Here is a 26,989-nt window from a genome sequence, read left to right as displayed (position 1 = left end):
CCACATGCGTTTCACACTGCAGCGCGAAGCCTTTCTCAAGCCGTTGGCACAGGTCGTCAACGTGGTCGAACGCCGCCAGACCCTTCCGGTTCTGGCCAATTTCCTGGTCCAGGTGCAGAACGGCCAGCTGTCGCTGACCGGTACCGACCTGGAAGTGGAGATGGTGTCGCGGATCGCGGTTGAAGATGCCCAGGACGGCGAAACCACCATTCCCGCCCGCAAGCTGTTCGAGATCATCCGCGCCCTGCCCGATGGCAGCCGGATCACCGTCTCGCAGACCGGTGACAAGATCACCGTGCAGGCCGGTCGCAGCCGCTTCACCCTGGCCACCCTGCCCTCCAACGACTTCCCGTCGGTGGACGAAGTGGAAGCCACCGAGCGTGTGGCCATCGGCGAAGCGACCCTGAAGGAGCTGATCGAACGCACCGCGTTCGCGATGGCCCAGCAGGACGTGCGGTACTACCTCAACGGCTTGCTGTTCGATCTGCGCGGTGACGCCCTGCGTACCGTCGCCACCGACGGTCATCGCCTGGCGCTGTGTGAAACCGATCTGGCCAAGCCGAGCGGTTCCAAGCGCCAGATCATCGTGCCGCGCAAGGGTGTGACCGAACTGCAGCGCCTGCTGGAAAGCGGTGATCGCGAGATCGAGCTGGAAGTCGGCCGCAGCCACGTGCGCGTCAAGCGCGACGATGTCACTTTCACCTCGAAGCTGATCGACGGCCGCTTCCCGGATTACGAAGCCGTCATCCCGATCGGAGCCGACCGCGAAGTGAAGGTTGACCGTGAAGCCCTGCGTGCCTCGCTGCAGCGTGCCGCGATCCTGTCCAACGAGAAGTACCGCGGTATCCGCGTGGAAGTGTCACCGGGCAACCTGAAGATCAGCGCGCACAACCCGGAACAGGAAGAAGCCCAGGAAGAAATCGAGGCCGATACCACGGTCAGCGATCTGGCCATCGGCTTCAACGTGAACTACCTGCTGGATGCACTGTCGGCGCTGCGCGACGAGGAAGTCATCATCCAGCTGCGCGACTCCAACTCCTCGGCGCTGGTGCGTGAATCCAGCAGCGAGAAGTCACGTCATGTGGTGATGCCGCTGCGTCTCTGACGTCAGCGCTGTTCCACGTGGAACCGAAAGACGCCTGGGATCTTCCCGGGCGTTTTTTTGTTCCACGTGGAGCATTGGTATTCGCGCTGGCTCAAGCGTTGATCCAACGGCGTTGGAGTGGAGCCTCGCCTGCAGTTCGGCTCCAACATCTGACGATGCGAGTTCGCGTTCGGATCGGATGTGATCAGGATTGTGGTCGCTGGAGGTCGGAGTGCCATTCGCGGCCAGATGATGCGCACTCGCGATGGTCTTCGAGAACGTGGCTGCTGCTTCTGGAAACGACACTGTCCACAGGACGTGTTTGGACGAAATCGGGTCGAGCCTAGCTTCTAAATCTGGGTATAAATCTAAAGCATGGTGGTGATGGTAGGGCCAGATCTCGTGGAAAAATGCACTATCTCTATGTTTTAAAAGGAATTTATACAGCTGAAAGCCCCTGTATAGAGCGCCTTGGGGCTGGGGGGGAACCTGTGGATAGTTTCGTCGGTGCCGCAAAAGGGCTTTTTTATCCACAGATTGCCCATACCTTGTGTATAAGTCATACAGTCCCACTGTGGATAGCGTGGAACGGTCGGTCTGAATTCCTTGAATTCTGTGGAACCCTACACGGGCTCTCATCGCAGATTTGAAGGAATCGGTGGCGGTTTCGATTTGGATCGACGTTGAGGCCGTCCGTAACGCGCCTCGGATGCCGTGAAATCTCTGAAATCTGAGGGTCCACACCGTGGCACCCGGCGCAGATTTGAAGGAATTTCCGGCCCCTCCAGATCGCGAGGGCCGCCGAAAGTGGCCTGTTCACCACATGGAACGCGTTGAGGCAGATCGGTGGGTGGCGCGTCCTGGCCTGGGTGCGGTCGCCACCGCGTCCGGCTTGACCGATGCAGTAAGCTGATGGATTACCCACCCTTCTACCGCCCAGTGCGGATGGTCCTTCGCGCCCCATGCAGATCCGCCGCCTCGCCCTGCACCAACTGCGTCGCTTCAGTGCCGCGGACCTGTTACCGCAGCCGGGCTTGAACCTGCTGACCGGTGACAACGGTGCCGGCAAGACCAGCGTGCTCGAGGCCCTGCACCTGATGGCTTATGGCCGCAGCTTTCGCGGCCGGGTTCGCGATGGCCTGGTCCGTCAGGGCCAGGAGGCGCTGGAAATCTTCGTGGAATGGGACGAACAGCGCGCCAATCACCCGCCCCATCGCCGCAAGGCGGGTCTGCGCCACAGCGGTCAGGACTGGAAAGGGCGATTGGACGGCGAGGATGTCGCGCAGCTCGGGAATCTCTGCGCCGCCCTGGCCGTGGTGACCTTCGAGCCAGGTAGCCATGCGCTGGTGAGCGGCGGTGGAGAACCCCGTCGCCGCTTCCTCGATTGGGGCCTGTTCCACGTGGAACCTGATTTTCTGTCTTTGTGGCGCCGCTACTCGCGGGCACTGAAGCAGCGTAATGCACTGCTCAAACAGGGTGGGCCGTCGCGGATGCTGGATACCTGGGATCACGAGCTGGCCGAGGCGGGAGAACCGCTGACCAGCCGCCGCCAGCACTACCTGGAGCGACTGCAGCAGCGCACGGTGTCGCTGGCGGCCACCCTGGCCCCGCAACTCGGGATACAGGGGCTGGAACTGAGCCCGGGCTGGCGTCGCCATGAGCTTCCTCTGGCCGATGCCCTGCTTCTGGCCCGGGAACGGGATCGCCAGGCCGGTTACACCTCGGTGGGCCCGCACCGCGCGGACTGGAGCGTGGATTTCCACAGCATTCCCGGTCGCGACGCCCTGTCACGTGGCCAGGCCAAGCTGACCGCGCTGGCCTGCCTGCTGGCGCAGGCCGAGGACTATGCGGAACAACGCGGCGAGTGGCCGGTGATCGCACTCGACGACCTGGCCTCGGAGCTGGACCGCACCCACCAGGCGCGTGTGCTGCAGCGTCTGCTCGATGGTCCGGCGCAGATCTTCATTACGGCCACCGAAACCCCGTCGGCACTGCAGGATCTGGCCGACATCACCCGGTTCCACGTGGAACATGCACAGATCGTGGCTGTGCCATAGTGGTCACACCAGGGCCGCTCGACCCCGGCTGGTATAATTCGGGTTGGAATCCTTTCATTCTCGGCGCATCGCTCCACGCGGTGGCCGACCTGCGGAGCCTACGGCAAGCGCAATGAGCGACGAACAGAACACCCCGGCAAACAACGGCAATTACGACGCCAACAGCATTACCGCCCTGGAAGGCCTGGAGGCTGTCCGCAAGCGTCCCGGCATGTACATCGGTGACGTGCATGACGGCACCGGCCTGCACCACATGGTGTTCGAGGTCGTCGACAACTCGATCGACGAAGCGCTGGCCGGCCATGCCGACCACGTGGCAGTGACGATCCACACCGATGGCTCGGTCTCGGTGTCCGATAACGGTCGCGGCATCCCGACCGGCAAGCACGAGCAGATGAGCGCCAAGCTCGGTCGCGAGGTTTCGGCGGCCGAAGTCGTGATGACCGTGCTGCACGCAGGCGGCAAGTTCGATGACAACAGCTACAAGGTGTCCGGCGGCCTGCACGGCGTGGGCGTCAGCGTGGTCAACGCGCTGTCGCAGAAGCTGCTGGTGGATGTGTTCCAGAACGGCTTCCATTACCAGCAGGAATTCAGCAACGGTGCGGCCGTGACCCCGCTGGCCAAGCTGGAGACCACCACCAAGCGCGGTACCACCGTGCGCTTCTGGCCGTCGACCGTGGCGTTCCACGACAACGTGGAATTCCACTACGACATCCTGGCCCGCCGCCTGCGCGAACTGTCCTTCCTCAATTCCGGCGTCAAGATCGTCCTTGCCGATGAGCGTGGCGACGGCCGTCGCGACGACTTCCACTACGAAGGCGGCATCCGCAGCTTCGTGGAGCATCTGGCGCAGCTGAAGACCCCGCTGCACCCGAATGTCATCTCGGTCACCGGCGAACACAACAACATCGTCGTGGACGTGGCGCTGCAGTGGACCGACTCCTACCAGGAGACGATGTACTGCTTCACCAACAACATCCCGCAGAAGGACGGCGGTACCCACCTCGCCGGCTTCCGTGGTGCGCTGACCCGCGTGCTCAACAACTACATCGAGCAGAACGGCATCGCCAAGCAGGCCAAGATCAACCTGACCGGCGATGACATGCGCGAAGGCATGATCGCGGTGCTGTCGGTGAAGGTGCCCGACCCGAGCTTCTCCAGCCAGACCAAGGAAAAGCTGGTCAGCTCCGACGTGCGCCCGGCCGTGGAAAATGCCTTCGGCGCACGCCTGGAAGAATTCCTGCAGGAAAATCCGAACGAAGCCAAGGCCATCGCCGGCAAGATCGTCGATGCCGCGCGCGCACGTGAAGCCGCGCGCAAGGCGCGCGACCTGACCCGCCGCAAGGGCGCGCTGGACATCGCTGGCCTGCCGGGCAAGCTGGCCGACTGCCAGGAAAAGGATCCGGCGCTGTCCGAACTGTTCATCGTCGAGGGTGACTCGGCAGGTGGCTCGGCCAAGCAGGGTCGCAACCGCAAGAACCAGGCAGTGCTGCCGCTGCGTGGCAAGATCCTCAACGTGGAACGCGCGCGCTTCGACCGCATGCTGTCGTCGGACCAGGTCGGTACCCTGATCACCGCGCTGGGCACCGGCATCGGTCGCGACGAGTACAACCCGGACAAGCTGCGTTACCACAAGATCATCATCATGACCGACGCCGACGTCGACGGCGCGCACATCCGCACCCTGCTGCTGACGTTCTTCTACCGTCAGATGCCGGAGCTGATCGAGCGCGGTTATGTCTACATCGGCCTGCCGCCGCTGTACAAGATCAAGCAGGGCAAGCAGGAGCTGTACCTGAAGGACGACCCGGCGCTGGACAGCTATCTGGCCAGCAGCGCGGTGGAAAACGCGGCGCTGGTGCCGGCCGCTGGCGAACCGGGCATCGAAGGCCTGGCGCTGGAAAAGCTGCTGCTGGCCTACGCCGCGGCGCTGGATTCGATCGAACGCAACGCGCACCGCTACGACCGCAACCTGCTCGAAGCGCTGGTCGATTTCGTGCCGATGGACATGGACAGCCTGCGCAGTGCTGGCGAAGGCGAAGGCCTGGATGCACTGGCCAAGCGCCTCAACCAGGGCAGCCTGGGCAGCCCGCGCTTCAGCCTGGAACTGCAGGAAGCCAACGACGAGCGCCCGGCCGCCGTGCTGGTGACCCGTCGCCACATGGGCGAGCAGCACATCCAGGTGTTGCCGATGTCGGCCTTCGAAAGCGGCGAACTGCGCGCGATCCACCAGGCCTCCAAGCTGCTGCACGGCCTGATCCGCGAAGGTGCGACCATTTCCCGCGGCGCCAAGTCGATCGAAGTGGACAGCTTTGCCAAGGCGCAGAACTGGCTGCTCGAAGAGGCCAAGCGCGGCCGCCAGATCCAGCGATTCAAGGGTCTGGGTGAAATGAATCCGGAGCAGCTGTGGGACACCACCGTGAACCCGGAAACCCGTCGGCTGCTGCAGGTGCGCATCGAAGATGCCGTTGCCGCCGACCAGATCTTCAGCACCCTGATGGGCGATGTGGTTGAACCGCGTCGCGATTTCATCGAGGACAATGCGCTGAAGGTCGCCAACCTGGATATCTGACACAATCGGGACATGGCCGGTGCGCGGGGAGTCGCGCCGGCCTTCAACCCTTGAACGCAGGTACCTGATGTCAGCTTCCGCCCCGGTTTCCGCCCCGCCCCCGATTCCGCCGGCCTCGACTGCGCCACGCGCGGGCTCCCCGTTGGCGGGCTTCTTCATCGACCTGGGCATCGCCACCGTCACCCTGTTCGCCTTGAGCCTGATCACCGGGCTGTTCTGGGGGTTCTACCGCGCGATCGTGGTCAGCCATGCCAATGCCGAGGCCCAAGGGGGCGCGCTGTCGCCTGACGCGGTTGGCGCGGCGGTTGGCCAGCCGGGTGCACTGGCGCAGATCCTGATGGCCTTGATCGCCACCGGCGGCGCCGCTCTGGTGGTGTATTTCTGGCGGCGTCCGGCCACCTCGGACGAGCGCTCCGCCTCCCGCCAGGCGCTGCTGCGGCCTTCGACCTGGGGCTGGACCGTGCTGGTGGCTGCGCTGATCGTGATCGGCAGCAATGGCATCGCCTTCCTGGCCAAGCAGTTCGGCATCGAACCGGTGCCGACCAACGTGGAACTGATGCAGAACGCGATCGCGCGTTTCCCGCTGTTCCTCGTGTTGTTCGCCGTGGTGCTGGCGCCGGCCTACGAGGAACTGCTGTTCCGCCGTGTGCTGTTCGGGCGCCTGTGGAAAGCCGGCCGTCCCTGGCTGGGCATCATCCTCAGCAGCCTGGCGTTCGCCCTGGTCCACGAAGTGCCGGGAATGAGCAAGAATTCCCTGCCGGGCATGCTCCAGCTGTGGCTGGTGTATGGCGGCATGGGAGCTGCGTTCTGCTGGCTGTACCGGCGCACCGGCACGTTGTGGGCCGCGATCACCGCACATGCGCTGAACAACGCCGTTGCGCTCGCCGCGATGGTGTTCCTGGGGTCAACGTAACGCCGTGTCCGCTTGACGAAAGATTAAGCCGGTACGCTACACACTGCGGACATGAACACGGGGGAGCTTCCATGAAACAACTGCTGCTGGCCCTTGTCATCACCACCCTGGTCAGCGCCTGCGCGACCACGACGTCTCCGACCGGGCGCCGGCAGATGGTGGGCGGTGTATCCCAGGCACAGCTGGACCAGCTGGGTGCACAGGCGTTCGCAGAAACCAAGCAGAAGGAAAAGATCAGCACTGACGGCCGCCAGAACGGCTACGTGCAGTGCGTGGTCAATGCGCTGGTCGCGCAGCTGCCAGCTCAATACCGTGGCGTACGGTGGGAGACGGCGGTATTCGTCGACAAGGAGCCGAACGCGTTTGCCCTGCCCGGCGGCAAGGTGGGCGTGAACACCGGCATCTTCACCGTGGCGAAGAACCAGGACCAGCTGGCTGCCGTGATCGGCCATGAAATCGGCCACGTCATCGCGCGTCACCACGAAGAGCGCATCACCCGCCAGATGGGCGCGCAGACCGGCCTGGCCGTGCTCGGCGCACTGGCCGGTGCCGCTTACGGGGAGGGTGCCGCCAGCACCGTGAACCAGCTCGGTGGCATGGGCGCGCAGACTGCGTTCCTGCTGCCCGGGTCGCGCACCCAGGAAAGCGAGGCCGACGTGATCGGCCAGCGACTGATGGCCCAGGCCGGTTTCAACCCGGCGCAGGCGGTCGATCTGTGGCAGAACATGATGGCCGCCAGTGGCGGTCGCAGCCCACAATGGCTGTCCACCCATCCCGACCCGGCCAACCGGATCCAGGAGTTGCGACGCGATGCACCGGCGCTGACGCCGGTCTATCAGCAGGCGCAGGCGGCCGGACTGCGGCCAAAGTGCGGATGAGTGCGCAGTTCTATGCTGTATTGCAGCACATAAAACGATTTCTCACGCCATCTGTTTCTGATACGTTTGGCGGCTCAGATTTTTCTGACAGTCCGACTTTGCCGCTAACCGGCGGTTCGATCGAGGTGAACGATGATTTTGCGTAACCACAAAGCTGTGCTTTCCGTCCTCGTCGCGACCGCCCTGACCGGCGCCGTGGTCACCGATGCCTTCGCGCAGTCCTCGCGTTCGTCCGAGCGTGGCAACCGCGGCGGCAGCAAGCAGGCCAAGGCCGAAGCGCTGTACCCGAATGCGACCCGCCAGGAGCCGACCGTCAAGGCCTCGGCCAAGATGGGCAGCAAGCTGCAGAAGATGATCGACAGCTACAACAAGGAAAAGTTCCCGGAGACCCGCGAACAGGCTGACGCGATCCTGGCCGACAGCGCCTCGAACGAGTACGACAAGTCGCTGGCCGCGCAGCTGGCCTCGCAGGCCGCCTACCAGACCGACGACACCCCGGCGGCGATCGCCTATCTGAAGCAGGTCATCCAGTTCAACGGCCTGGACAACAACGGCCACTTCCAGTCGATGCTGATGCTGGGCCAGCTGCAGATGCAGGACGACAAGACTGCTGAAGGCCTGGCCACCCTCGACAAGTACTTCGCCGAGAGCAAGTCGACCAAGCCGGAAGAACTGATTGCCAAGGGCCAGGCGCTGTACCAGCTGGAGCGCTACCAGGAAGCGATCCCGGTGCTGAAGCAGGCCATCGCCGGCGCCACCGAACCGAAGGACAACTGGAACCAGCTGCTGATGGCGGCCCTGTCCGAAGCCGGCCAGTCCGGTGAAGCGCTCAAGGTAGCCGAGGCACTGGCGGCCAAGAACCCGAACGACAAGAAGGCCCAGCTGAACCTGGCCAGCATGTACATGCAGGCCGACCAGATGGACAAGGCGGCTGCGGTGATGGACAAGCTGCGCAGCAGCGGCCAGCTCACCGAAGAGCGCGAGTACAAGCAGCTGTACTCGATCTATGCCAACACCGAGCACAAGGAAAAGGACGTCATCGCGGTCATCAACGAAGGGTTGCAGAAGGGCATCCTGAAGCCGGATTACCAGGTCTACCTGGCGCTGGCCCAGTCCTACTACTACTCCGACCAGGTGCCGCAGGCGATCGAAGCGTGGCAGAAGGCCGCCCCGCTCTCCAAGGACGGTGAGACCTACCTGAACCTGGCACGCGTCCTGCATGCCGAAGGTCGCATCCCGGAGGCCAAGCAGGCCGCCCAGCAGGCGCTGGCGAAGGGTGTGAAGAACCAGGCTGATGCCAAGAAAATCATCAACCTGAAGTAAGTAGGAATAACGCCTGAATGCCTGCTCGATTGATGCGCAGGCGCTCAGGATTGGTATAAGCTTGGAGGTTCCTGCGGTGTCATGCACCGCTGATCAGGGATTCCGCCCCCGGCATCCCGGCCCCACTATTGAGCTCTTGGCGCATGACGGAACAACTAGTCGTTCACCGGTACGAACAACCCGATGACAAGGGGCTGAGCTGGCCTCGCATCGTCGGCATCGCGTTTGTAATTGCCCTGCATCTGGCCGCCTTCATGATGCTCCTCATTCCCGCCGTGGCTCCCAAGGCCGTTGCGGAGAAGGAGCGCAACGTCATGGTGACCATCGTCGACGCACCGCCGCCGCCGCCCCCGCCGCCGCCGCCGCCGCCGCCGACAGATACTCCGCCGCCGCCGGTGAAGAATCTGTCGCCGCCGAAGCCGTCGCCGGTCCCGCCGCCGCCGCAGGCGCCGGTCGTGGACGTGCCGGAACCGCGCCCGAACGACATCGTCACCCCGCCGTCGCCGCCGTCGCCGCCGGCACCGCCGACCTCGATCGAGGCCAGCGTGGACATCTCGTCGAAGGCCATGAATCCGCCGCGCTACCCGCCGGCAGCCTTCCGCGCCGGTATCCAGGGCGAAGTGATCCTGATCATTGATGTCGATGCCAGCGGCAACGTCACCAATGTCACGGTGGAAAAGTCCAGCCGTAACCGCGACCTGGACCGTGCTGCGATGGAAGCAGCTCGCAAGTGGCGCTTCAACGCCGCTGAATCTGGCGGTAAGAAGGCGGCAGGTCGCGTTCGCGTCCCGGTCAACTTTGCGCTGAACTGATGGGCCGGGTGGCCGCCGGCCCCCCCCCGCTCACGGTTCGATTGTTTAGCTTAGCTACACCCTTTATCACCACACACAACAAAGGTAAGCGTCATGCTGCAGGAACTTTTCATCGCCGCTGCTGCCGGGGGCAATCCGTCCAACGCCCTGTCGCAGATGGGCTTCGAGCACCTGATCCACGAAATGACCACCAAGCCGGGTGATTTCGCGGTTTCCTGGGTCGTGCTGCTGACCCTGATCGTGATGTCGGCCATGTCCTGGTACTGGACCGTCATCAACATCTTCCGTTCGGTTCGTCTGAAGAGCGCTGCTGATCGCGTCGTCAGCCTGTTCTGGGACACCCCGAACGCACAGGACGCCATCCGTGCGATGGAAGAACAGCCGGCATCCGAGCCGTTCTCGAAGATCGCCCTGGACGCTGCCCAGGCAGCTGCCCACCACCAGCGCGCTGAAGGCGGTGCCACCGGCGGCGTCGGTGAGAACCTGAGCCGTTCGGAGTTCGTCGACCGCGCCCTGCGCCAGGCCGTCACCCGCGAAAGCAACAAGCTGCAGTCGGGCATGACCCTGCTGGCGACCGTCGGTGCGACCGCTCCGTTCGTCGGTCTGCTGGGTACCGTGTGGGGCATCTACGGCGCGCTGATCAAGATCGGTGCCACCGGCTCCGCTTCGATCGACGCCGTTGCCGGCCCGGTGGGTGAAGCGCTGATCATGACCGCTATCGGTCTGTTCGTCGCAATCCCGGCCGTGTTCGCCTTCAACTTCTTCAGCAAGGTCAACAGCGCGACCATCAGCAAGTTCGATACCTTCGCGCACGACCTGCACGACTTCTTCGCCACCGGTTCGCGCGTCCGCTAATTGCGACGCGCTGTACCCAGCGAGAACGTAGTCAACACGATCTAGACGGAGCCCGTTATGGCTTTCAGTAGTGGTAACAGCGGCGGCCCCATGGCCGACATCAACGTTACGCCCCTCGTGGACGTGATGCTGGTGCTGCTGATCATCTTCATCATCACGGCGCCCCTGATGTCCCACAAGGTCAAGGTGGATCTGCCGGAAGCCAACCTGATCCAGAAGCCGGAAGACGCTGAAAAGCGTGCCGGCCCGATCACTCTGGCAGTCAAGGAAGACGGCTCGATCTACTGGAACGACGAAGAAATCAACAAGCAGACTCTCGAGTCGCGCTTGGCGACCGCCGCCCAGCAGACCCCGCAGCCGCCGCTAAACCTGCGTGGTGACCGCACCACCAAGATGCGCGTCATCAACGACCTGACCAAGGTCGCGCAGGAGCAGGGCATGCTGGACGTCGGCTTCGTCGCGACCAAAGAAAAGGGGCAATAAGCCATGGCATTCAGTAGTGGTGGTGGCAAGGGCCCCATGGCAGACATCAACGTCACGCCCCTCGTGGACGTGATGCTGGTTCTGCTGATCATCTTCATCGTGACCGCGCCGATCATGACGTACCCGATCGCCGTGGACCTGCCGCAGCGCGTGCTCAACCCACCGCCGCAGCTGGTCGAACCGCCGCCGCCGATCGAACTGAAGATCGACGCCAGCAACCAGGTCTCGTGGAACAACAGCCCGATCAATACCGGCGAGCTGCAGCAGCGGATGGAGCAGGAGGTCCAGCGTGACCCGACCAACCAGCCGGAACTGCGCATCGACGCCAGCCCGGATTCCGAGTACGACGTGATGGCCAAGGTCCTGGCCGCCGCGAAGAATGCTCAGATGAAGAAGATCGGTTTTGTGCAGCAGTAATCGCTACACCGCAACACCACAGTCATGACGCGACTGCAGACGCCCCTGGAAACAGGGGCGTCTTTTTTTATCCCTGACGGCCCGGGCCGCTATGATCGGCGGATGCTCGCCCTCTTCGACTCCCTGCGCCACTGGCTCGACGGCATCGCCCACCTCGGCACGATCCTGGCGGTGGCCTACCTGCTGTACCTGTTCGCCCTGGCGGGCTGGATCATGCTGCAGAAGCGCGAGCCCGTCGCGACGCTGAGCTGGATCCTGTCGCTGGCGTTGCTGCCGTACCTGGGCCTCTTCATCTACTACCTGCTCGGCCCGCAGAAGGTGAAGCGGCAGCGCCTGCGCCGTGGCCGTGCGCGTTCGGGCATGGAGCACTACAGCGACGTCTGCCCACCCGATGCGGACTGTACCGAGCTGGCCAAGATCGCCCAGGCCACCACCGGGCTGGCACCGAGCAGTGCCACCGAAGTGACCTGGCTGGTGGATGGCGCCGCCACCTACGCGGCCCTGCTGGAAGCGGTCGCACAGGCGCGCGACCACGTGCACCTGGAGTACTACATCTTCAACCCGGACCACGCCGGCACCGCGCTGCGCGATGCCCTGGTCGAGCGCGCCCGCGCCGGCGTGCAGGTGCGCCTGCTGCTCGATGCGGTGGGTTCTTCCGCCCTGCCCAGCCGCTTCCTGCAACCCCTGCTGGATGCGGGCGGCGAAGCGATCTGGTTCCACCCGCGGCAGCTGCTGAAGCCCTTCAAGCGCCCCTGGCTGAACCTGCGCACCCATCGCAAGCTGGTGATCGTGGACGGACGCCTGGCCTTCACCGGCGGCATCAACATCACCGACGACGAAGACGAGAGCCGCAGAGCCGACGCCTACCGTGATCTGCACATGCGCATCCGCGGGCATGTAGTGCGCAGCCTGCAGCTGGTGTTCGCCGAAGACTGGCTGTACGCCAGCGGGCAGGACCACTCACGTTTCGACATCGCGCGCCTCTGGCCCGCCGACATGCCGCTGCGCGCGGATGGACCGATCAACGCGCAGGTGCTGGTGTCCGGCCCGGACTCCGGCTGGGAAACCATTCACCGCCTGCACGTGGCGGCGATCCAGGAGGCGCACGAGCGGGTGTGGCTGGTGACGCCCTATTTCGTGCCCGGCGAAGCGGCGCGGATGGCACTGACCTCGGCCGCACTGGGCGGACTGGACGTGCGCCTGCTGGTACCGAAGATGAGCGACTCCTGGTTCGTCACCCAGGCCGCGCGCTCCTATTTCGACGAGCTGCTGCACGCCGGCGTGAAGATCTACGAGTACGGCCCGCGCATGCTGCACACCAAGGCCTTCATCGCCGATGACGATGTCTGCATCGTCGGCAGCGCCAACTTCGACCATCGCAGCTTCCGCCTGAACTTCGAGCTGTCGATGATGATCAGCGACCGTGACCGCGTAGCCGAGCTGGCCGAGCTGCTGCAGGGCGAATTCGATCGTGCCACCCGCGTGCACGACCAGGCCGGCCGCTCGCTGTGGCTGCACCGCCTGCCCGAGGCGTTCGCGCGGCTGGCCTCGCCGCTGCTCTGACGCAGCGTTACACTGCGGCGATCATCCGGGGAGCCCGACTATGTACTGGTTGTACCTGCTGCTGGCGCTGGGCTGCTTCGCCTTTGCACTGAAGACCCCCAGCCCCGGGCTGATGACCGTGTGCCTGCTGGCGGCCCTCGCCTTCCTGCTGGCCTGGGTACGCGGCCGCTACGTGGCCCGCTTCGGCGACCTGCAGCGCGACCCTGCCACCCTGGTCGATGCCGAAGAACTGCGCCGTCTGCGCGAACAGGCCCAGGCCCGCCGCGCCGACGACGGCAACCACCACGATACGTCCCCTCTTTCCAAGTAGTACCGTTCCATGACCCAGCTCAGCGTCAACGTCAACAAGATCGCCGTCCTGCGCAACTCGCGTGGCGGCGCCGAACCGGACGTGGTGCGTGCCGCCCAGGCCTGCCTGGATGCCGGTGCGCATGGCATCACCGTGCACCCGCGGCCGGACCGCCGCCATATCACCGCCGAGGACGTGCTGGCCCTGTCAACGCTGACCCGCGCGCGTGGCGTCGAGTTCAACATCGAAGGCAACCCGTTCGCACCGCCACGCGAGGGCTACCCGGGGTTGCTGCCGCTGTGCGCGCAGACCCGCCCGGCACAGGCCACCCTGGTGCCGGACGGCGACGGCCAGATCACCTCCGACCATGGCTTCGACTTCGAGCGGGACACCGAGCGCCTGCGCCCGCTGGTCGCCGAACTGAAAGCAATGGGTTGCCGGGTCAGCCTGTTCGTTGACGCTGGCAACCCACTGCTGGAGCAGGCAGCTGAAGTCGGCGCAGACCGCATCGAGCTGTACACCGGCCCCTATGCGGAAGCGCACGCGGCCGGCGACGCCGAGGCGATGCTGGCGCTGTTCGCCACTGCCGCGCGTCGCGCGCAGGCCGTCGGCCTGGGCGTCAACGCTGGCCACGATCTGTCGCAGGACAACCTGCGCGACTTCCTGGCCCACGTGCCGGATGTGCTGGAGGTGTCGATTGGCCACGCGCTGATCGGCGAAGCGCTGTATGACGGCCTGGATGCCACCGTGCGCGGGTACCTGGCGCTGCTCTGACCCTTACCCAGCAGAGTCGAGCCATGCTCGACTGCCCCGGGACGGATGGGAAATGGAGTCGAGCATGGCTCGACTCTACAAGGGGGCTGAACCCTTCAGGCGGCCGTCGCAGCCGTTGAGACGGTCGCGGCGTACCCTTCGTCCATGGGTATTGCGATCAAGGGCCGAGGTTCCACGTCCCACCTTGCCGGGCGCTTTGAAAGCACCGTCAGCGAGGCGGTGGATGATGGCTGGGCTGTCGATGAGAGCGAAGAGTTCCTCGCCCCACGCCTGCGCACCGAGGTGCGCGCCGAAACCGCACGCAGCATCATCACCCGAAACAACTCGCCGGATGTCGGCTTCAGCCAGTCGGTGAATCCGTATCGCGGCTGCGAGCATGGTCTGAATTTCCCATAAGTGTTCACTGAGAAAGTACTTACCAATCAGCGACTTATGAAGGAAAAAGTGAACACTCTCGGTGTCAAAGCTTCGAAAATCGGCCAAACAGCGTCATTCCGCCAGGAAAGGTCGATTGGAGATTGGGAGAGCTAGGCGAAACGTTCTAGAGACCTGCCTCTGCCAGCAACTCAGACATGGTCTTCTCAAGGCCGTTAGCCACACGTTCGAGTGTGGCGAGGGTGACATTCTTCTCGCCACGCTCAATCTTGCTGTAGTAAGCCCGGTGCATCTGGATATGGTCTGCAAAGCCTTCCTGACTGAATCCAAGAGCTACGCGACTTGCCCGGATGACGTCGGCCAAGGCTGCCTGATGCGTATGTTCGACCATACGAACAAGCTTGTGGCCGCAGTACTTTAAAGACTACGCCTTTAAAGGTAGTCTACTTATAAGTACTGATCTGTATTTTCATGAATTTCTATCTCGTGTGCCCGGAACTGGAATTCACTCTAGAGTTGCCCTTCTCTCCCCTAGGGAGGGAACAAGTGATCAGCCAGGTTCGTCGAATGCAAGAAGACGAAGGACAGTCGAGGAGCTTTGAGTACCGTCTAGCGGAGGAACTCTCGAGGCTCATCCCAGAACTCACCGACTGGGACATCAAGCCCCCGACAGGAGCGCAGATGGCATACGCAGTCTCGCTGTGTGCCCAACTGGGAATTGTGCTCCCAGCAGCTACCCGTCGATCGCGGGGCCTAATGCAGACCTTCCTGGCTGAAGCCAAAGCGCTTGTTAGCCAACGGGACTGATGGTTGCCCAGCCGCAACCCCCCTGTGGATAAGGTTGGGAATACAACACGTCGCGATGAAGCATCAGACCTACAGCTAGCTGAATCCCCGCACCTTGCAGTCCCTGTGGTTAGCAATAATACTAACCACTCACTTGGGGCCGAGGGCGGCATGGAACAGGATGCTCGAAAGGCTCAAGTACCTATCAAAGGCCGAGGCTCCGCCTCACGCGTGCCAAGCCGCTTCGATGCGACGACAACAGTCGGCGTCGATGATGGCTGGGAATCGATCTACGAAGACCTGCAGGAGTTGCCGCGGCTGAGAACCCAGGTGACCGAAGAACGCGCCAGGACTGTGATCAGCCGCAACAACTCCCCGGACGTTGGATTCAGTGCGTCGGTCAATCCCTATAGGGGATGCGAGCACGGATGCGTCTACTGCTTCGCCCGACCCTCCCACAGCTACCTCAGCCTATCGCCAGGGCTGGATTTTGAGACCAAGCTCTTTGCGAAAATCAACGCCGCAGAGCGGTTGCGCAATGAGCTTAGTCGGCCCAACTACCAATGCGCCGCCATTGCCCTGGGCATCAACACGGATGGGTACCAGCCCATCGAAAGGAGTTACCAAATTACTCGCCAATGCCTTGAGCTTCTGGCCGAAACGCGCCACCCCGTGAGCTTCGTGACCAAGAGTGCATTGATCACTCGTGACATCGATCTACTCGCGGCCATGGCTAAGGACCGCCTGGTCACGGTGTACTTCTCAGTCACCACCCTTGATCGAAAGCTATCAGCTAAGCTCGAGCCACGAGCTGCTGCTCCGCATGCACGGCTGAGGGCGATGGAGAGACTACATAAGGCCGGCGTGCCTGTTGGTGTACTGGTGGCTCCTGTCATCCCCCGCATCACTGACCACGAACTCGAGGCGATCCTCGAAGAAGCGCACGCCCATGGAGCGCGGGCTGCAGGCTACGTGCTGCTGCGACTACCCAACGAGATCAAGGACATCTGGAAAGAGTGGCTGGGACTGCACTATCCGGACCGGGCAGAACACGTTCTCAGCCTCATGCGCCAGTTGCATGCTGGCAAGGAGTACGACGCCGCATTCGGTACCAGAATGCGAGGCACAGGCCCCTTTGCAGATCTACTGGCCCAAAGGTTCAAGAAGGCGCACAGAAGCTTGGGATTCGAAAAGCTTCCTCCCCTGAACACCCAACTCTTTCAGCCTCCAAGGGAGCTGTCGCCCCAGGGCCAACTGTTCTGAGAAATAAGATGGAGCTCACCCCAAGCGCGTTGGCAAGCTGTCTCAAGCCTTGAGATAAGCAAAGGCTAGCCTTGCTGGAAACAACTGCACCGAGAGAATGGCAATGAGTTGGCTGCAGCTGATACGCCTCTAGTACCCTGCTGGCCTGGTGGCGAGTCTCTCCTTCGCATTCGCGATAGTCGTGCATCCCCTTGGCGACAACGCCTTGACCAAAGGCTTCTATCAAATGGCCATGTGGCTACCAATTGCGGGCCTGGCATTTGCCTTCATTCATGGTTTGTGGACATTCCATCGGACTCGCCAGGCGGAACTTGGCACAGGACCGATTTGTCCTAATTGTCGGGGGCCGCTAGGTCCCGAAAAAAGCGGCAGATACAGCCCCCACAGGACTTGCATGGCATGTGGGAAGCACGCAAATGAGCGCCACTACCGCTGATTAAAATCCCTGATCGCGGCTCTGTGACACACGACTGAGAGCTAACGGGGCCACAACCGAAATGAAGAGCCAAGCCAAGTTTCGAAGTCCTTGGCGCTAAGGGCATCAAAGAAGCCCCGGACTACTTGCCCTGCTGCCCGGGCTTTATGGACGGCCGTGCTGGCGTTGGCGCGCCCGTAACACGGGGTGGTTCGAAAATGAAAGCGGTTACAGAGTAAATTGGGACTTGAATCACAATCAATCAGCCCAAAAGATATACATGTCATCACGGAGCGATCACATGGAAGCCACAAGTGACGAAGTGCAGGACGTATCCTCAACCGCTGCGCCGGTAGCAGGTAAAGGTGGGCGGTATCACACGTCCGAGCCAATAAAGAGGCTCGTCTGGACGAGATCGGCGGGACACTGTGAACTCTGCGGGACCGATCTGACTCGCGACTTCCGCGTCGGGGCCGACATGCAGTGGGGTGAAGTAGCCCACATCATGCCAGCCAGCCCCAAAGGTCCACGAGCCGAATCTGGCCATGATGCCAAGGCGGCAAGTGAGCTGACCAATGACCCGGCTAACCTCATGCTGCTATGTCCCGGCTGCCATGACAAGGCTGACAGAGACGCAGAAGGCTACCCCAAGTCAGACATGACGGGGCTCCACCTTGCTTACCTCGAACGAATCCGCTTAGCCGCAACCGTCCCAGATGCGGGTAGAGCGGTCGGCCTCATTTTTCAAAGCGATCACTTCGTAACGATCAATGACATCTCCGAGCGCGACTTTGCCATGGCGATGTCCGGGGAGGGTTTGGTCGCGTTCGGGGACATCATCAAACATACGCTTAGGCCACCAGGGGAAGAAGGCCGTAACTCGGACTACTGGCGTCAGGTTCGGGAAGACATTCGCTACAGAATTGATCGCGAACTCCGCCGCCGTGGTGGTCGTTACGGCGACATCCCCACACTCGCGGTGGTTGGCCTAGCAGACATACCCTCACTCGTCGTCCTGGGCCAGACGATCGGGGATCGATCTAACCGCGTCATCTTCTCATCTAATCGTGAGCACGGATTGAAGTGGCCGGACAGTGAGGCACTCCCCCCGGAGTACCGCTTCGTGGAGCCGCCAGCCGGAGATGGAGAGATCGCACTTGTAGTGTCCATCTCCGCGGCAATCCCCGAACGCGATGTACTGGATCGACTGCCGCGTGCACGTATTGCAACGTTCACGATGGATGACCCGACCTATACCGCAGTTCGCAATCGTCGCGTGATTCATGCATTCAGGGATGCCTTGCAGATGCGCTTGAGCAAGCTCGAGGTCTCAACTCCTCATCCGATTCACCTCTTCATAGCGGCGCCTGCCGCGTTCTGCATTGAACTCGGGGCTCTGATGACTACTGAGCACCAGCACACCTATGTGCTCTACGACCGTGATCGGAACAACGGAGGGCGCTTTGTAGAAACATTGACCATTACGCCAGGAGATCGCGCATGACCCTGCTGTCCGACTTCGAATCCAAGCGTGGAAGCTGGGAGTACTTCCTCTTGCGCGCCGCCCGCGAAATATCGTTGTCCGAGCCTCAGTACGAGAAGATCAATGCTAGGTACAAAGTGCTGGAGCGCATTCTCAACGCTGCAGACAGCCCATTGCTGCAAAGTGCCCATATCTTCGTCCAAGGCTCCATTGGACTGCGGACTACCATCAAGCCAGTGATCGGGGCTCCGGCCGACCTGGGCACAGTTGATGCAGACGCAATCGTATGGCTGCCCAATGCCGGTGGGGCTTCGGCGCAATCAGTGCTCGATGAAATCCATAAGCGAATTGAGGAAGGAACGCGTGTCGAAGCGAAAGTAGAGAAGCTCCGTCGAGGGGTCAGGATCGTCTACGCCGACGAAAGCCCGGGATTCCATATCGACATCACGCCTGCACGTGCAATCTATGGAAACGAAGAAACGCACGGCGAAGGCAAGCTCGAAGTGCCTGATCGTGAGATTCAAGCTTGGAAGGCAAGCAGCCCTATCCCGTACCTGGGTTGGCTTCAGCAAGCGTCTGAGCAGCAGATCTCGCTGGAAAGCATTGAGGTTCTGGCCACAAAAGCCATCGCAATGGACGAGGCGACGCTGGCCCCTCTGCCAGACTACGAAAAGTACATCGACAACGACCCGTTGCGCGCTACGATCAAGCTCCTCAAGCGGCATCGAGACGAGTGGGCGATTCGAGACGGCGATGCGTCCCATCGGCCTATCTCTGCGGTCATCACAACGCTTGCTACGCGAGCCTACGAAGAGGTGGCAGCCGATTCCAGCCGCCGCCCGCGGCGCCCGTTGGATGCGATCATCGAGATCGTGACCAACATGAGCAATCACATCCAATACGCCAGCGGTAAGTACCTTGTCTGCAACCCGAAGGACGCGGCAGAGAACTTCGCTGAAAAATGGAACAGGCCAGATGAGGGAATCCGCTACGTCAATGCATTCCGCAAGTGGCATGACGATGCCAAGCACTCGATTTCTCTTGGCTTACAAGAGTTCCCATCTGTCGAGTCCTTCAGTGAAGCGGTTAAAGAACGCTTTGCACTCAGTAGCAACTTCGTAGTTTCGGTGAACAACGACGTTCCTGCCAACTGGACTCTGCCAGGACGCAAGCTTGGTCTCACTCGCAACGTATCGACGATGGGATCGGTCTTCGGCGGGGGCGTCGCAGGTCATCAGGCACAAGAAGGCGCTGGATCGCCTGAACGCCTTGGTTGAGGAAGTCACGCCCCTGGAGCGCGGAATAGCCGCGCTCCAGGCCTACCTCGGTCCAGAAGGCATTGGATTCCTGCAGCCAATGCCAATGAGACCCGGCGAGGCAGCAAGCTTTCGGCTGCCACTTCCGGTGGACTATGTGGGAGCGCAACGCTGGTTGCGGCTATCCTTCCCGATCGGATTTCCTCGCAACTCTCTGATTCTTCGCGTGGAACCTTCGCCTTGGCTCGTCTGGCCCCACGCCATGAAGACGGGGTTGTGCCTGCATGGCTTTCAGGAGAAGCCCGTCTCCGGTAGCCCGGAGGCGATCGTCACCGACACTTTGCGCCGCTTTGCAAAGATCGTTCAACTGTCGCTGCCGACATCGAGCTCTGATGCGAGAAGCCGCGAATTCGAGCAAGAGTCCACTTCATACTGGAAGCTGCAACATCACGCATCCGCCCAGAGTGTCAACTTGGTTCAAAGACCGTCAAGCTCAGGGGCGCTCTTTGCTGTAAGTGACCCGCGCCTCGATCAGAGAATTGGCGGAGAACCCGTCTGGTTAGCCCAAGACCCAAATGCAATCGCCAGCCATCTTGAAACAGTACTCGGACAGCGGGTCAAGATAAGAGATGCTGCGCGCGCCGGATTCTACGTCAAGCTACAAAGCTACCCCGATATCAAAGCTCCGGCACCAAGCGAGCTGTTCAAGTGGCTTCGACCTCATCTCGCAAGTGACGACTACGCGCGGTTGCTATTCTGGTTTGGTGAGACCAGTCCCATTGCCAGTCGCTGGGTTGCTCTTGAACTGCCAGGTGACGCCGGTGCACCGATCTACTGCTTGAACCTGCGGGATCGCTCACTCGCAAGAAACAAGCCAGTCAAATTAGGAGTTCGGGCGGGGCGTAGAGTGACATCAAATACGTCAAATCCAGACATCACTCTGAGTCACTCTGCGATCAACATCCTTGATCGTGCGGAGATCCTGTCGCGCGACCGAACCCCGAAACTTGACTCGCTCTCCAAGGCGCGCGTCATTGTAGTCGGGCAGGGTTCACTTGGAGCGCCCGTCGCGCTTCATCTGGCGAGGTCAGGTGTGGGACACCTAACGCTGATCGATCCCGATGAACTCACCGCCAGCAACCTTGGGCGGCACGTTCTCGGTGCCAGCGATCTGGGTAGGAACAAGGCAGAAGCAATGTGCGACCGCCTACGGTCAGACGTTCCGATCGTCTCTATCAAGGCAATTCCAACATACGTTGAACTGGCTCTCGTCAAGAATCACGCAGACTTCCAGAAGGCGGATCTCATCATCGTGACCAGCGCGGACTGGGAGTCAGAAGAAATGCTGTGGCGGGCTAAGAGCGTAGGAGCCCCTTGGAGGCTGATTCAGGCCTGGAGCGAGCCGCATGCTCTTGTTGGTCATGCATTGATCGCTGCAGACGTTGAAGCCGATGCTAGGTCGCTGTTCGAGGACAACGGGAGATTCCGATACAAGTTCACCAACTGGAACGGAGGCGACAGCGTACCCCTACCTGCCTGTGGACAGAGCTTCATACCCGGCGGTGGGCTTGGAGTTAGTGCAATCGCTTCGATGGTTGCCGCCGAAGCAATCGAACAGCTGACATCCAGCTCGACCGAGCCACTTTGGATAAGCCGTATCAGCAACCCACAGAGGGCTTCAGAACTGGACGGGCAGTACGTTGGCCCCAAACTATCCAGTGGGGCGACTGAGATGACTCTGAAGCGAGCATGGCCTGGGACTGCCCCCAATGCCTGAGTCTCTGTGGCAATGGGAGTGGCCTTCCGTTGATGGGGCGCTACTGGTAACTGGAAAGCTACTGAACACCTTGGCCATGCACCGGCAGCGCGCATGGCATAGCGAGCGGGGTGGACAGCTATTCGTGGATCCAAACGACGCCCGTGGTCTAGTTCTTGCCGTTGCCACGCCTCCCCACGCTGATGACCGGGCTGGTTGGACTTGGTTGGAGCTGGATACCGAGCGATGCCGCCAGGAGATCCGAGTCCAGAACGAGGCAGGACTCCGATTGGTAGGACACTGGCACACACATCCCCAAAAAGTTCCTCGGATTTCGCCTACGGATGTGAGAAGTGTCGCGCAGTTCGCAAAAAAGAATGGGCTTATCGCTAGCCCCTTGGCAGTGATTGTGGGGCAATCAAAGGAACCAGACGGAATCCAAGCCTGGATACATCGAGACGGAGTTCTCATCCAAGCACAGAAGCGGCTGCTGAGAGGCGATTCAACTCTGGCTAGCTCTTAGCTCTTAGCTCTTGGAGTCGAAGGAACAGTTCGGCTTGATACCGGGCATCGTCGAGGGCGTTGTGCGTCCCAGAGAGCTCTGGATGAAGTAGCTTCGCCATTTGGCTGGATTTGGCCTGGTCCCAACGGCATCCCACTACTCCCATGTAGAGCGCCTTGATGTCTAGAGCAGCAAATCCAAATGGATTTGTTCCACAGTACTTGTGGAAGTAGTAGTTAACGAAGGACCAGTCAAACGCTGCGTTAAGGCCAACGAAGACCGGCTTCTGACCTTGCGTACAGGAATCTGACAACCAATTTCCAAAGTCTTGCATGGCTGCACTTGGTTCAATGCCACTGAGTGTCAGCTCATCGATGCTAAATCCTGAGACAGCAAGTGACTCCGGATCATGCCGCGTACCTTCTGGCTTCAGCTCAATGTAGAACGTCTTCTCAGGTCGGTCCACAAGAACCGCACCAATAGAGAGCAGGCTGAACTCGCCGGGTATGGGTCCGGAAGCTTCAACATCAACGGAAACAAAGAGCTCAGGAATGGTCATACGGAAACTCCACGATCTACGTTGTGAGCATCAGAAGGAAAGAATCGAAAGCATGCATTGTGGGAACACTGCACCAACCGTTTGGCAACAGGGTAAGCGTAGTACTAAATGCTGAGACTCACGCCAATTGTGTGTCTATTTCCTAACAACCGCAGGAGTAGAACATGCCAAAGCAAGTCAGATCGCTATCCATCTATCGAGCCACCATTGAACGGCTACAGCAGTTTCGGCTGCTTAGCCCACCGGTGACAAAGCAAGAAGCACTGCTTTTGGGGTTTGAGAAAATTCCTCCAGAGGGCGCTTCCATCGTGCCGAGTGCCCAAGGCCCGGCTACGCTGTTCAATGCCCGTGGAAGAGAGGTCATAAGAAGGGATCTTCCTATGATCAGCAAGTCTCGAATGATCAATACTTCTTGGAAGGACTGGTACGGGCACACCCATCACGGGACGCAGACAAGATCCTATGACACATATCCCAGGGAGCACATCGCCGCTCCTGGGGAGTACCTCACGGCAGTGAAGTCTGCAGGTGGCATCGCGATGGCAACGAGGGTAGTTGATCGAACAGAGCCGGAAGAAGCAATCGTAAATTTGCTCAACCTCTACTTGGAGTGCTTCCCCCGTTTTGACATCGTTGACCCCCAGTTAGCCGTACCTCTAAGGATTCAGAAGATCAATTGGCGGATTCTTCCACCCGGGGCCTTTCCATTCGCAAGGGCCATGGAGGTCTTGGAAGGCTATCTGGAGCAGCTGTCGGATACCGATCGCGAGACAGCCACAGCCCGCATACGAACAATCACACGGCACGAGCCTGACTTCCTGGCAGTTGGGCTTGGCGGATTCAGCGACTACATCGTCTTCGGATTCACACGCAAGCGTAGGTTTGTTTTCGAGAGTCCAGAAGTCGGGAACGCGACATACATTTTTAGAAATGAGTGGGAAGAAGTGTCACAGCTGACGAAGCGCGAGATCCTTCAAGAGAATCTGCAGGAGGCGAGGATCATCCACACGGCACGTTGGTCTCTGGAAATATCAGAGGCGATTCAGCGACGCTGACCGCACTCCAGGTCAATCTTGGGTGATGTCTCAGGCGGACAACGCCACTAGACCTACTGCTCACGATGTCGGCCCTGCGGCGTCGTGAGCGATCCCACATCAAACGTCACGGGACAGCGCGGACAAGCAAAAACTTTGCGCACTGGAATGCCTATTCATTATGAATAGAGGATTTCCTTAGCGGAAATATCCATACTTAAAGGTACGCGCTAAGTGACTGAATTATAAGTGCAATAAATGCAATTGAATAGCATTAGCATGTAAAGCGTACCAGTAGGCTCACGCGCTTGCATTCCGATTTCGGAGTGGTAGGTTCCGCGCCCATGAACACATACGACGCCGAAATCAGGGTGGTCAGGAACAACGAGGGCAAGAGTCCTGGTTCAAACGGGGGACTCTGGGGTACTCCTTTACCGAATCACTTCTGCTTCTTGACCAGCCGAACTGACGGGAAAGTCATAGAGCCGGCGTTCGACTTCATGTGTGCCACCTATCTAACCAGGGCGGCGAAGCCGTGCCTGAAAGGGGGGAGGAACACTGCGCCAACCATCCTAGCTGACATGGCCGACTTCCATCACTACATGGACGCCTCGGGCATCAGGGTGGCCGATATCACGTCCGCACACTTAAGGGGCTATGCCACAGACCTCTGTCACTCCAAGTCCGCAGCTACAGGAAAGAACTTGTCGGCGAGCACAGTCAATCGTCGCTGGTCGACGCTTACCAAGTTCATCCTCTACTGCATGCGGCGTGGATATCTGAAGAACGTGATCCCTACCGCCGAGCGAGACACCAAACGCGGAAAGGTCACCTATCTCGACATTGACGCAGATATCTCTGGATCAGGCAGCAACCTGCTTATCACTGCGCTCGACCCTCAAACCTTGGACCTCTTGCTTGAGGAGTTGGGGCCTCCTGTGAAGGAGATCATTGATCAAACAGTCGTGCTCTGCGAGGGCGCAACCACTGACCGACTTATGGCTGAGCTCTGCTTGCATACGGGCCTCAGGCGGGCCGAAGTCTGCAATCTAAAGCTAACCGATGTTGAGACCATGCCGCTCGACCAGCTGGACCCAGTGTCGGAGCTTCCGGTGGTGATAGTGGGCAAAGGGAACAAGGCGAGAAACGTCCCGTTTCCTGTCTGGCTGCTCGGCGCGATCAACCTATACGTCAATACAGCGCGAGTGATTGCCATGGCGAAAAGGCAAGCGTTGATGTCCGAACCTGATCATGGCTACGTGTTCGTCCACCAGGTCGGAAATGCACGCTACATCGGCAGCCGCGTGTCCGAGCAGACATTTGATCGGCACTTTGCCCAAGGCCGTGAGCGGTTCCTAATGAAGCTGGCAAAACTTGAGAACAATGCCTACTACAGGATGGCTGTGGCAGAAGCAATCACAGTTCATGCGCTTCGGCACACGTTTGCAATCATCAAGTACATCAGCAGAAGGCTCAGCGGCGACACGCAACCGAGCAAGTACGTTGCCTCCATCCTCGGACATGCTTCGGTCGAGACCACCGAAAACATCTATCTGAACAGTGCTGTGACATACGAGAGCAAGATTCGCGAGCGCATCCGGATGCTCAACGAGCAAAGGCCTCACATGCAGCTCGGTCAGCCTAAAGCTCATCCTGGCACCTAAGTCCACTTGGGAGAGGCTCAATGATGGACCGACGCAAGAAGAGAATTCGACCAGCAAAGCAACCAGAAGTACCGGGTGAGAAGAACAACTGGTGGTTCAAAAGAGCGCCAGGAGTGCTGGAAGTTCACTTCGAGAACAGAGACGGATCAAGGACCAAGGTCAATCTCTCAAGTTGGCTAGCCATTGGCCCACTGTGTGTTCCTCTCGCAACGGCATTTGCCAACACACAAGCCAACAAGCAGCAGGCTGGCAGGTACTCCGCTGCGGGAAACTTCAAGCAGGCGGCACTAAAGTACTTTCGGTCGCAAGAAACGCGCTTTAGCACGCCCGATGAGGTGCCAGCAAACTTCATCACTCAAATAAAGCAAAATCTTGATAAGCCTGATCCCATAACAAACAAGGTCCTAAGCCAGAGCACCAGAACCAACTACCTGAAGGCAATCGTGCTCTTGGTACCAGAACTCATTCGCCTCGACAGCCGGTGGAGTCACATTGAGGTCCCGCGGTACGCGGTTGCTAGAACAAAAAGCAGCTCAGCGTCAAAGACTTTGGATGCGGATGGCATGACCGAGACACTCCTAGTCGCCGCGAAGGACTGCGTGCGACTTATGAAGGAGGTCTGGCCTAGGCTGGCAACTGTGCGAAAAGCGCTATCAGACCTGAAAGCTGGCAAGCACGTGCCGATCAATAGCCCTGAGGCGCGAGTAGCTCGCGTGCTCTTCGACAACAAAGGCAACTTCCCCGCACCAACGAATCTCGGTAGGAATGCCGGCAGCTGGAGCAAAGAATACAGGACGTACCAAGCCTATCGGAGCCTCGCCTACCCGCTCGGAGGTGAGTTGACGCCACTCTATCTGTTGCTCCTTTCGCATACGGGGTGGAATGGCCAAGTACTGAACTGTCTGGAACTAGGTGGTATTCAGTTTGTGGAGGTGCTGGGAGCTAGGAGGATCCACTTGCAGTCAGTGAAGCGTCGTGGAGGTTCCAGGGGCCGGCCAGGTACTAGCAGTATCATCCGGTGGGCCGCAAACACTAGTGACAACTCGCTGTCCGTCAACAACATCATCAGCTTCCTGCTCGAATGGACAATGCTTCTACGAGACTACGCTGCCGAGCCTCTAAGTAGGGATCTGTTCCTCCACGCGGTGTCAGAAGGTGGGCGCAACGAAGTTTCAGGACTTCGCATTGACTCCTATGCGGGACGGCTCGACAACGTCCCAACTCGGATCACCAACTACATCATGGTGTATTGCCAGAGCAAAGGAAGTCCGTACTGCGGCGCATCAGCGCTCAGAATGGGAATGGCAGAGTTAATTGACAAAGCTACAAACGGAGATGCGGTCCTGCTTAAGAACCTCCTGGGCCACCGACTCATAGACACCGGGCAGGACCACTACAGAACAGTGGCCATGCTGCAGCGAAGTAAGGAGAACATGGCAGGTGCAATAGCCACGCACCAGCGATGGATTACCTCTCAAGGGAAGGTTGACACGCGCTCAAAGCCCAGCAACAGAGACTCCACCGCAGCCACACCAGGATTCACCTGCCTTGATGCCTTTCACAGCCCTATTGGTGGCCAGGTCGAAGGACGCCTATGCACCGCCTATGGCCTGTGCCCATCCTGTCCTCTGGCAGGCTCAGATACCGATGAAGCTTACGCGTTTGCTAGAGCGCTTCAGCTTAAGGAAGAGTACGAACGCGCCCGAGGACGGTTGGGGCTCGGGATTTGGAGGTGCAAGTTCCAACGCCCATACGATGCCCTTCTCACTCGCTGGATCCCCAACCTCGACTCAACCGAGAACCGAAAACAGGCTCTCCTTGTGACGCTGAGTGCGTTGCCCGCTCTCGAGTAGCGACAGCGATTAGCTAGCCAAAA

The 26,989-nt window shown here is 60.4% G+C and carries 22 protein-coding genes and 1 pseudogene; 21 read left to right on the top strand and 2 right to left on the bottom strand.

Translation table 11 applies throughout. From position 1 onward, the window contains the following. Window positions 1-4 precede the first annotated feature (4 nt). The 14 genes and pseudogenes from dnaN to SSKA14_RS01935 form a co-directional block, all read left to right on the top strand. The gene (dnaN, locus tag SSKA14_RS02000; RefSeq protein ID WP_005411731.1) at window positions 5-1,105 is read left to right on the top strand and encodes a DNA polymerase III subunit beta; all 1,101 of its coding nucleotides are present in this window, start codon (window positions 5-7) and stop codon (window positions 1,103-1,105) included. Between the two features lie 941 nt (window positions 1,106-2,046). Then, on the top strand, window positions 2,047-3,141 hold the full coding sequence (gene recF, locus SSKA14_RS01995; RefSeq protein ID WP_008264803.1) for a DNA replication/repair protein RecF: 1,095 nt from the start codon (window positions 2,047-2,049) through the stop codon (window positions 3,139-3,141). A 112-nt stretch (window positions 3,142-3,253) separates the two neighbouring features. Beyond that, window positions 3,254-5,713: a DNA topoisomerase (ATP-hydrolyzing) subunit B gene (gene gyrB, locus SSKA14_RS01990; protein WP_008266199.1), complete on the top strand. Its 2,460-nt coding sequence runs from the start codon at window positions 3,254-3,256 to the stop codon at window positions 5,711-5,713. Window positions 5,714-5,780: 67 nt separating this feature from the next. Further along, a complete protein-coding gene (locus tag SSKA14_RS01985; protein WP_040006793.1) occupies window positions 5,781-6,626 on the top strand; it encodes a CPBP family intramembrane glutamic endopeptidase in 846 nt (281 codons plus the stop codon). Window positions 6,627-6,697: 71 nt separating this feature from the next. Next, complete coding sequence (locus SSKA14_RS01980; RefSeq protein ID WP_006479406.1) at window positions 6,698-7,504, top strand: M48 family metallopeptidase; 807 nt, start codon at window positions 6,698-6,700, stop codon at window positions 7,502-7,504. A gap of 132 nt (window positions 7,505-7,636) precedes the next feature. Beyond that, the gene (locus tag SSKA14_RS01975; protein ID WP_040006789.1) at window positions 7,637-8,827 is read left to right on the top strand and encodes a tetratricopeptide repeat protein; all 1,191 of its coding nucleotides are present in this window, start codon (window positions 7,637-7,639) and stop codon (window positions 8,825-8,827) included. Between the two features lie 254 nt (window positions 8,828-9,081). Next, complete coding sequence (locus SSKA14_RS01970; RefSeq protein ID WP_170871767.1) at window positions 9,082-9,639, top strand: energy transducer TonB; 558 nt, start codon at window positions 9,082-9,084, stop codon at window positions 9,637-9,639. Window positions 9,640-9,732: 93 nt separating this feature from the next. Then, window positions 9,733-10,494 (top strand): TonB-system energizer ExbB, encoded by a 762-nt coding sequence (exbB, locus tag SSKA14_RS01965; RefSeq protein WP_008265438.1) that lies wholly within the window; start codon window positions 9,733-9,735, stop codon window positions 10,492-10,494. A gap of 57 nt (window positions 10,495-10,551) precedes the next feature. After that, window positions 10,552-10,977: a biopolymer transporter ExbD gene (locus tag SSKA14_RS01960; protein WP_040006786.1), complete on the top strand. Its 426-nt coding sequence runs from the start codon at window positions 10,552-10,554 to the stop codon at window positions 10,975-10,977. A gap of 3 nt (window positions 10,978-10,980) precedes the next feature. Then, window positions 10,981-11,394 (top strand): biopolymer transporter ExbD, encoded by a 414-nt coding sequence (locus SSKA14_RS01955; protein WP_004153330.1) that lies wholly within the window; start codon window positions 10,981-10,983, stop codon window positions 11,392-11,394. A gap of 102 nt (window positions 11,395-11,496) precedes the next feature. Continuing rightward, window positions 11,497-12,957, top strand: a complete 1,461-nt coding sequence (gene cls, locus SSKA14_RS01950; RefSeq protein WP_008266629.1) for a cardiolipin synthase — start codon at window positions 11,497-11,499, stop codon at window positions 12,955-12,957. 40 nt (window positions 12,958-12,997) lie between these two features. Beyond that, complete coding sequence (locus tag SSKA14_RS01945; RefSeq protein WP_008264607.1) at window positions 12,998-13,267, top strand: hypothetical protein; 270 nt, start codon at window positions 12,998-13,000, stop codon at window positions 13,265-13,267. A 9-nt stretch (window positions 13,268-13,276) separates the two neighbouring features. After that, window positions 13,277-14,020, top strand: a complete 744-nt coding sequence (locus tag SSKA14_RS01940; protein ID WP_008267827.1) for a pyridoxine 5'-phosphate synthase — start codon at window positions 13,277-13,279, stop codon at window positions 14,018-14,020. A 144-nt stretch (window positions 14,021-14,164) separates the two neighbouring features. Then, window positions 14,165-14,410 (top strand): annotated as a pseudogene (locus SSKA14_RS01935) (radical SAM protein); the annotation flags it as partial. A 151-nt stretch (window positions 14,411-14,561) separates the two neighbouring features. Here the strand turns inward: SSKA14_RS01935 and SSKA14_RS01930 are convergent. After that, the gene (locus tag SSKA14_RS01930) at window positions 14,562-14,786 is read right to left on the bottom strand and encodes a helix-turn-helix transcriptional regulator (RefSeq protein WP_040006783.1); all 225 of its coding nucleotides are present in this window, start codon (window positions 14,784-14,786) and stop codon (window positions 14,562-14,564) included. A gap of 566 nt (window positions 14,787-15,352) precedes the next feature. Here SSKA14_RS01930 and SSKA14_RS01920 point away from each other — a divergent pair. From SSKA14_RS01920 to SSKA14_RS01905, 4 genes are all read left to right on the top strand, one after another. After that, complete coding sequence (locus SSKA14_RS01920) at window positions 15,353-16,444, top strand: PA0069 family radical SAM protein (RefSeq protein WP_008264802.1); 1,092 nt, start codon at window positions 15,353-15,355, stop codon at window positions 16,442-16,444. A 716-nt stretch (window positions 16,445-17,160) separates the two neighbouring features. After that, window positions 17,161-18,363 (top strand): SAVED domain-containing protein, encoded by a 1,203-nt coding sequence (locus tag SSKA14_RS01915; RefSeq protein WP_040006780.1) that lies wholly within the window; start codon window positions 17,161-17,163, stop codon window positions 18,361-18,363. Beyond that, window positions 18,360-19,619 carry a nucleotidyltransferase gene (locus SSKA14_RS01910; RefSeq protein ID WP_008267594.1) on the top strand — a complete coding sequence of 420 codons (1,260 nt, stop codon included), beginning with the start codon at window positions 18,360-18,362 and terminating at the stop codon, window positions 19,617-19,619. Before SSKA14_RS01915 ends, SSKA14_RS01910 begins: the two co-directional genes overlap by 4 nt. Then, a complete protein-coding gene (locus SSKA14_RS01905) occupies window positions 19,612-21,375 on the top strand; it encodes a ThiF family adenylyltransferase (RefSeq protein ID WP_232281357.1) in 1,764 nt (587 codons plus the stop codon). The genes SSKA14_RS01910 and SSKA14_RS01905 overlap by 8 nt, the downstream gene beginning before the upstream one ends. A 491-nt stretch (window positions 21,376-21,866) precedes the next feature. Here SSKA14_RS01905 and SSKA14_RS01900 read toward each other — a convergent pair whose 3' ends face one another. Beyond that, window positions 21,867-22,415 carry a 3'-5' exonuclease gene (locus SSKA14_RS01900; protein WP_040006778.1) on the bottom strand — a complete coding sequence of 183 codons (549 nt, stop codon included), beginning with the start codon at window positions 22,413-22,415 and terminating at the stop codon, window positions 21,867-21,869. Between the two features lie 164 nt (window positions 22,416-22,579). Between SSKA14_RS01900 and SSKA14_RS01895 the strand changes: the two genes are divergently transcribed. The 3 genes from SSKA14_RS01895 to SSKA14_RS23215 all read left to right on the top strand — a co-directional run bounded on the left by SSKA14_RS01895 (window position 22,580) and on the right by SSKA14_RS23215 (window position 26,966). Next, window positions 22,580-23,470: a hypothetical protein gene (locus SSKA14_RS01895; RefSeq protein WP_040006776.1), complete on the top strand. Its 891-nt coding sequence runs from the start codon at window positions 22,580-22,582 to the stop codon at window positions 23,468-23,470. A gap of 323 nt (window positions 23,471-23,793) precedes the next feature. Next, on the top strand, window positions 23,794-25,113 hold the full coding sequence (locus SSKA14_RS01890; protein ID WP_040006774.1) for a tyrosine-type recombinase/integrase: 1,320 nt from the start codon (window positions 23,794-23,796) through the stop codon (window positions 25,111-25,113). A gap of 23 nt (window positions 25,114-25,136) precedes the next feature. After that, window positions 25,137-26,966, top strand: a complete 1,830-nt coding sequence (locus SSKA14_RS23215) for a hypothetical protein (RefSeq protein WP_008267958.1) — start codon at window positions 25,137-25,139, stop codon at window positions 26,964-26,966. Window positions 26,967-26,989: the final 23 nt, after the last annotated feature.

The sequence above is a fragment of the Stenotrophomonas sp. SKA14 genome (genome assembly GCF_000158575.1).
Taxonomy (GTDB): Bacteria; Pseudomonadota; Gammaproteobacteria; order Xanthomonadales; family Xanthomonadaceae; genus Stenotrophomonas; species Stenotrophomonas forensis.
The sequence above is the reverse complement of the archived record's forward strand: the minus strand, read 5'-3'. Positions and strand labels throughout refer to the sequence as shown.

Coding starts and splice junctions, on each gene's coding strand:
- SSKA14_RS01890 (WP_040006774.1), top strand. CDS start 23,794: ATGAACACATACGACGCCGAAATCAGGGTGGTCAGGAACAACGAGGGC.
- SSKA14_RS01960 (WP_040006786.1), top strand. CDS start 10,552: ATGGCTTTCAGTAGTGGTAACAGCGGCGGCCCCATGGCCGACATCAAC.
- exbB (WP_008265438.1), top strand. CDS start 9,733: ATGCTGCAGGAACTTTTCATCGCCGCTGCTGCCGGGGGCAATCCGTCC.
- SSKA14_RS01895 (WP_040006776.1), top strand. CDS start 22,580: ATGCCAAAGCAAGTCAGATCGCTATCCATCTATCGAGCCACCATTGAA.
- SSKA14_RS01920 (WP_008264802.1), top strand. CDS start 15,353: ATGGAACAGGATGCTCGAAAGGCTCAAGTACCTATCAAAGGCCGAGGC.
- cls (WP_008266629.1), top strand. CDS start 11,497: ATGCTCGCCCTCTTCGACTCCCTGCGCCACTGGCTCGACGGCATCGCC.
- SSKA14_RS23215 (WP_008267958.1), top strand. CDS start 25,137: ATGGACCGACGCAAGAAGAGAATTCGACCAGCAAAGCAACCAGAAGTA.
- SSKA14_RS01940 (WP_008267827.1), top strand. CDS start 13,277: ATGACCCAGCTCAGCGTCAACGTCAACAAGATCGCCGTCCTGCGCAAC.
- SSKA14_RS01900 (WP_040006778.1), bottom strand. CDS start 22,415: ATGACCATTCCTGAGCTCTTTGTTTCCGTTGATGTTGAAGCTTCCGGA.
- SSKA14_RS01970 (WP_170871767.1), top strand. CDS start 9,082: ATGATGCTCCTCATTCCCGCCGTGGCTCCCAAGGCCGTTGCGGAGAAG.
- recF (WP_008264803.1), top strand. CDS start 2,047: ATGCAGATCCGCCGCCTCGCCCTGCACCAACTGCGTCGCTTCAGTGCC.
- SSKA14_RS01930 (WP_040006783.1), bottom strand. CDS start 14,786: ATGGTCGAACATACGCATCAGGCAGCCTTGGCCGACGTCATCCGGGCA.
- SSKA14_RS01955 (WP_004153330.1), top strand. CDS start 10,981: ATGGCATTCAGTAGTGGTGGTGGCAAGGGCCCCATGGCAGACATCAAC.
- SSKA14_RS01980 (WP_006479406.1), top strand. CDS start 6,698: ATGAAACAACTGCTGCTGGCCCTTGTCATCACCACCCTGGTCAGCGCC.
- SSKA14_RS01910 (WP_008267594.1), top strand. CDS start 18,360: ATGACCCTGCTGTCCGACTTCGAATCCAAGCGTGGAAGCTGGGAGTAC.
- dnaN (WP_005411731.1), top strand. CDS start 5: ATGCGTTTCACACTGCAGCGCGAAGCCTTTCTCAAGCCGTTGGCACAG.
- gyrB (WP_008266199.1), top strand. CDS start 3,254: ATGAGCGACGAACAGAACACCCCGGCAAACAACGGCAATTACGACGCC.
- SSKA14_RS01915 (WP_040006780.1), top strand. CDS start 17,161: ATGGAAGCCACAAGTGACGAAGTGCAGGACGTATCCTCAACCGCTGCG.
- SSKA14_RS01975 (WP_040006789.1), top strand. CDS start 7,637: ATGATTTTGCGTAACCACAAAGCTGTGCTTTCCGTCCTCGTCGCGACC.
- SSKA14_RS01985 (WP_040006793.1), top strand. CDS start 5,781: ATGTCAGCTTCCGCCCCGGTTTCCGCCCCGCCCCCGATTCCGCCGGCC.
- SSKA14_RS01945 (WP_008264607.1), top strand. CDS start 12,998: ATGTACTGGTTGTACCTGCTGCTGGCGCTGGGCTGCTTCGCCTTTGCA.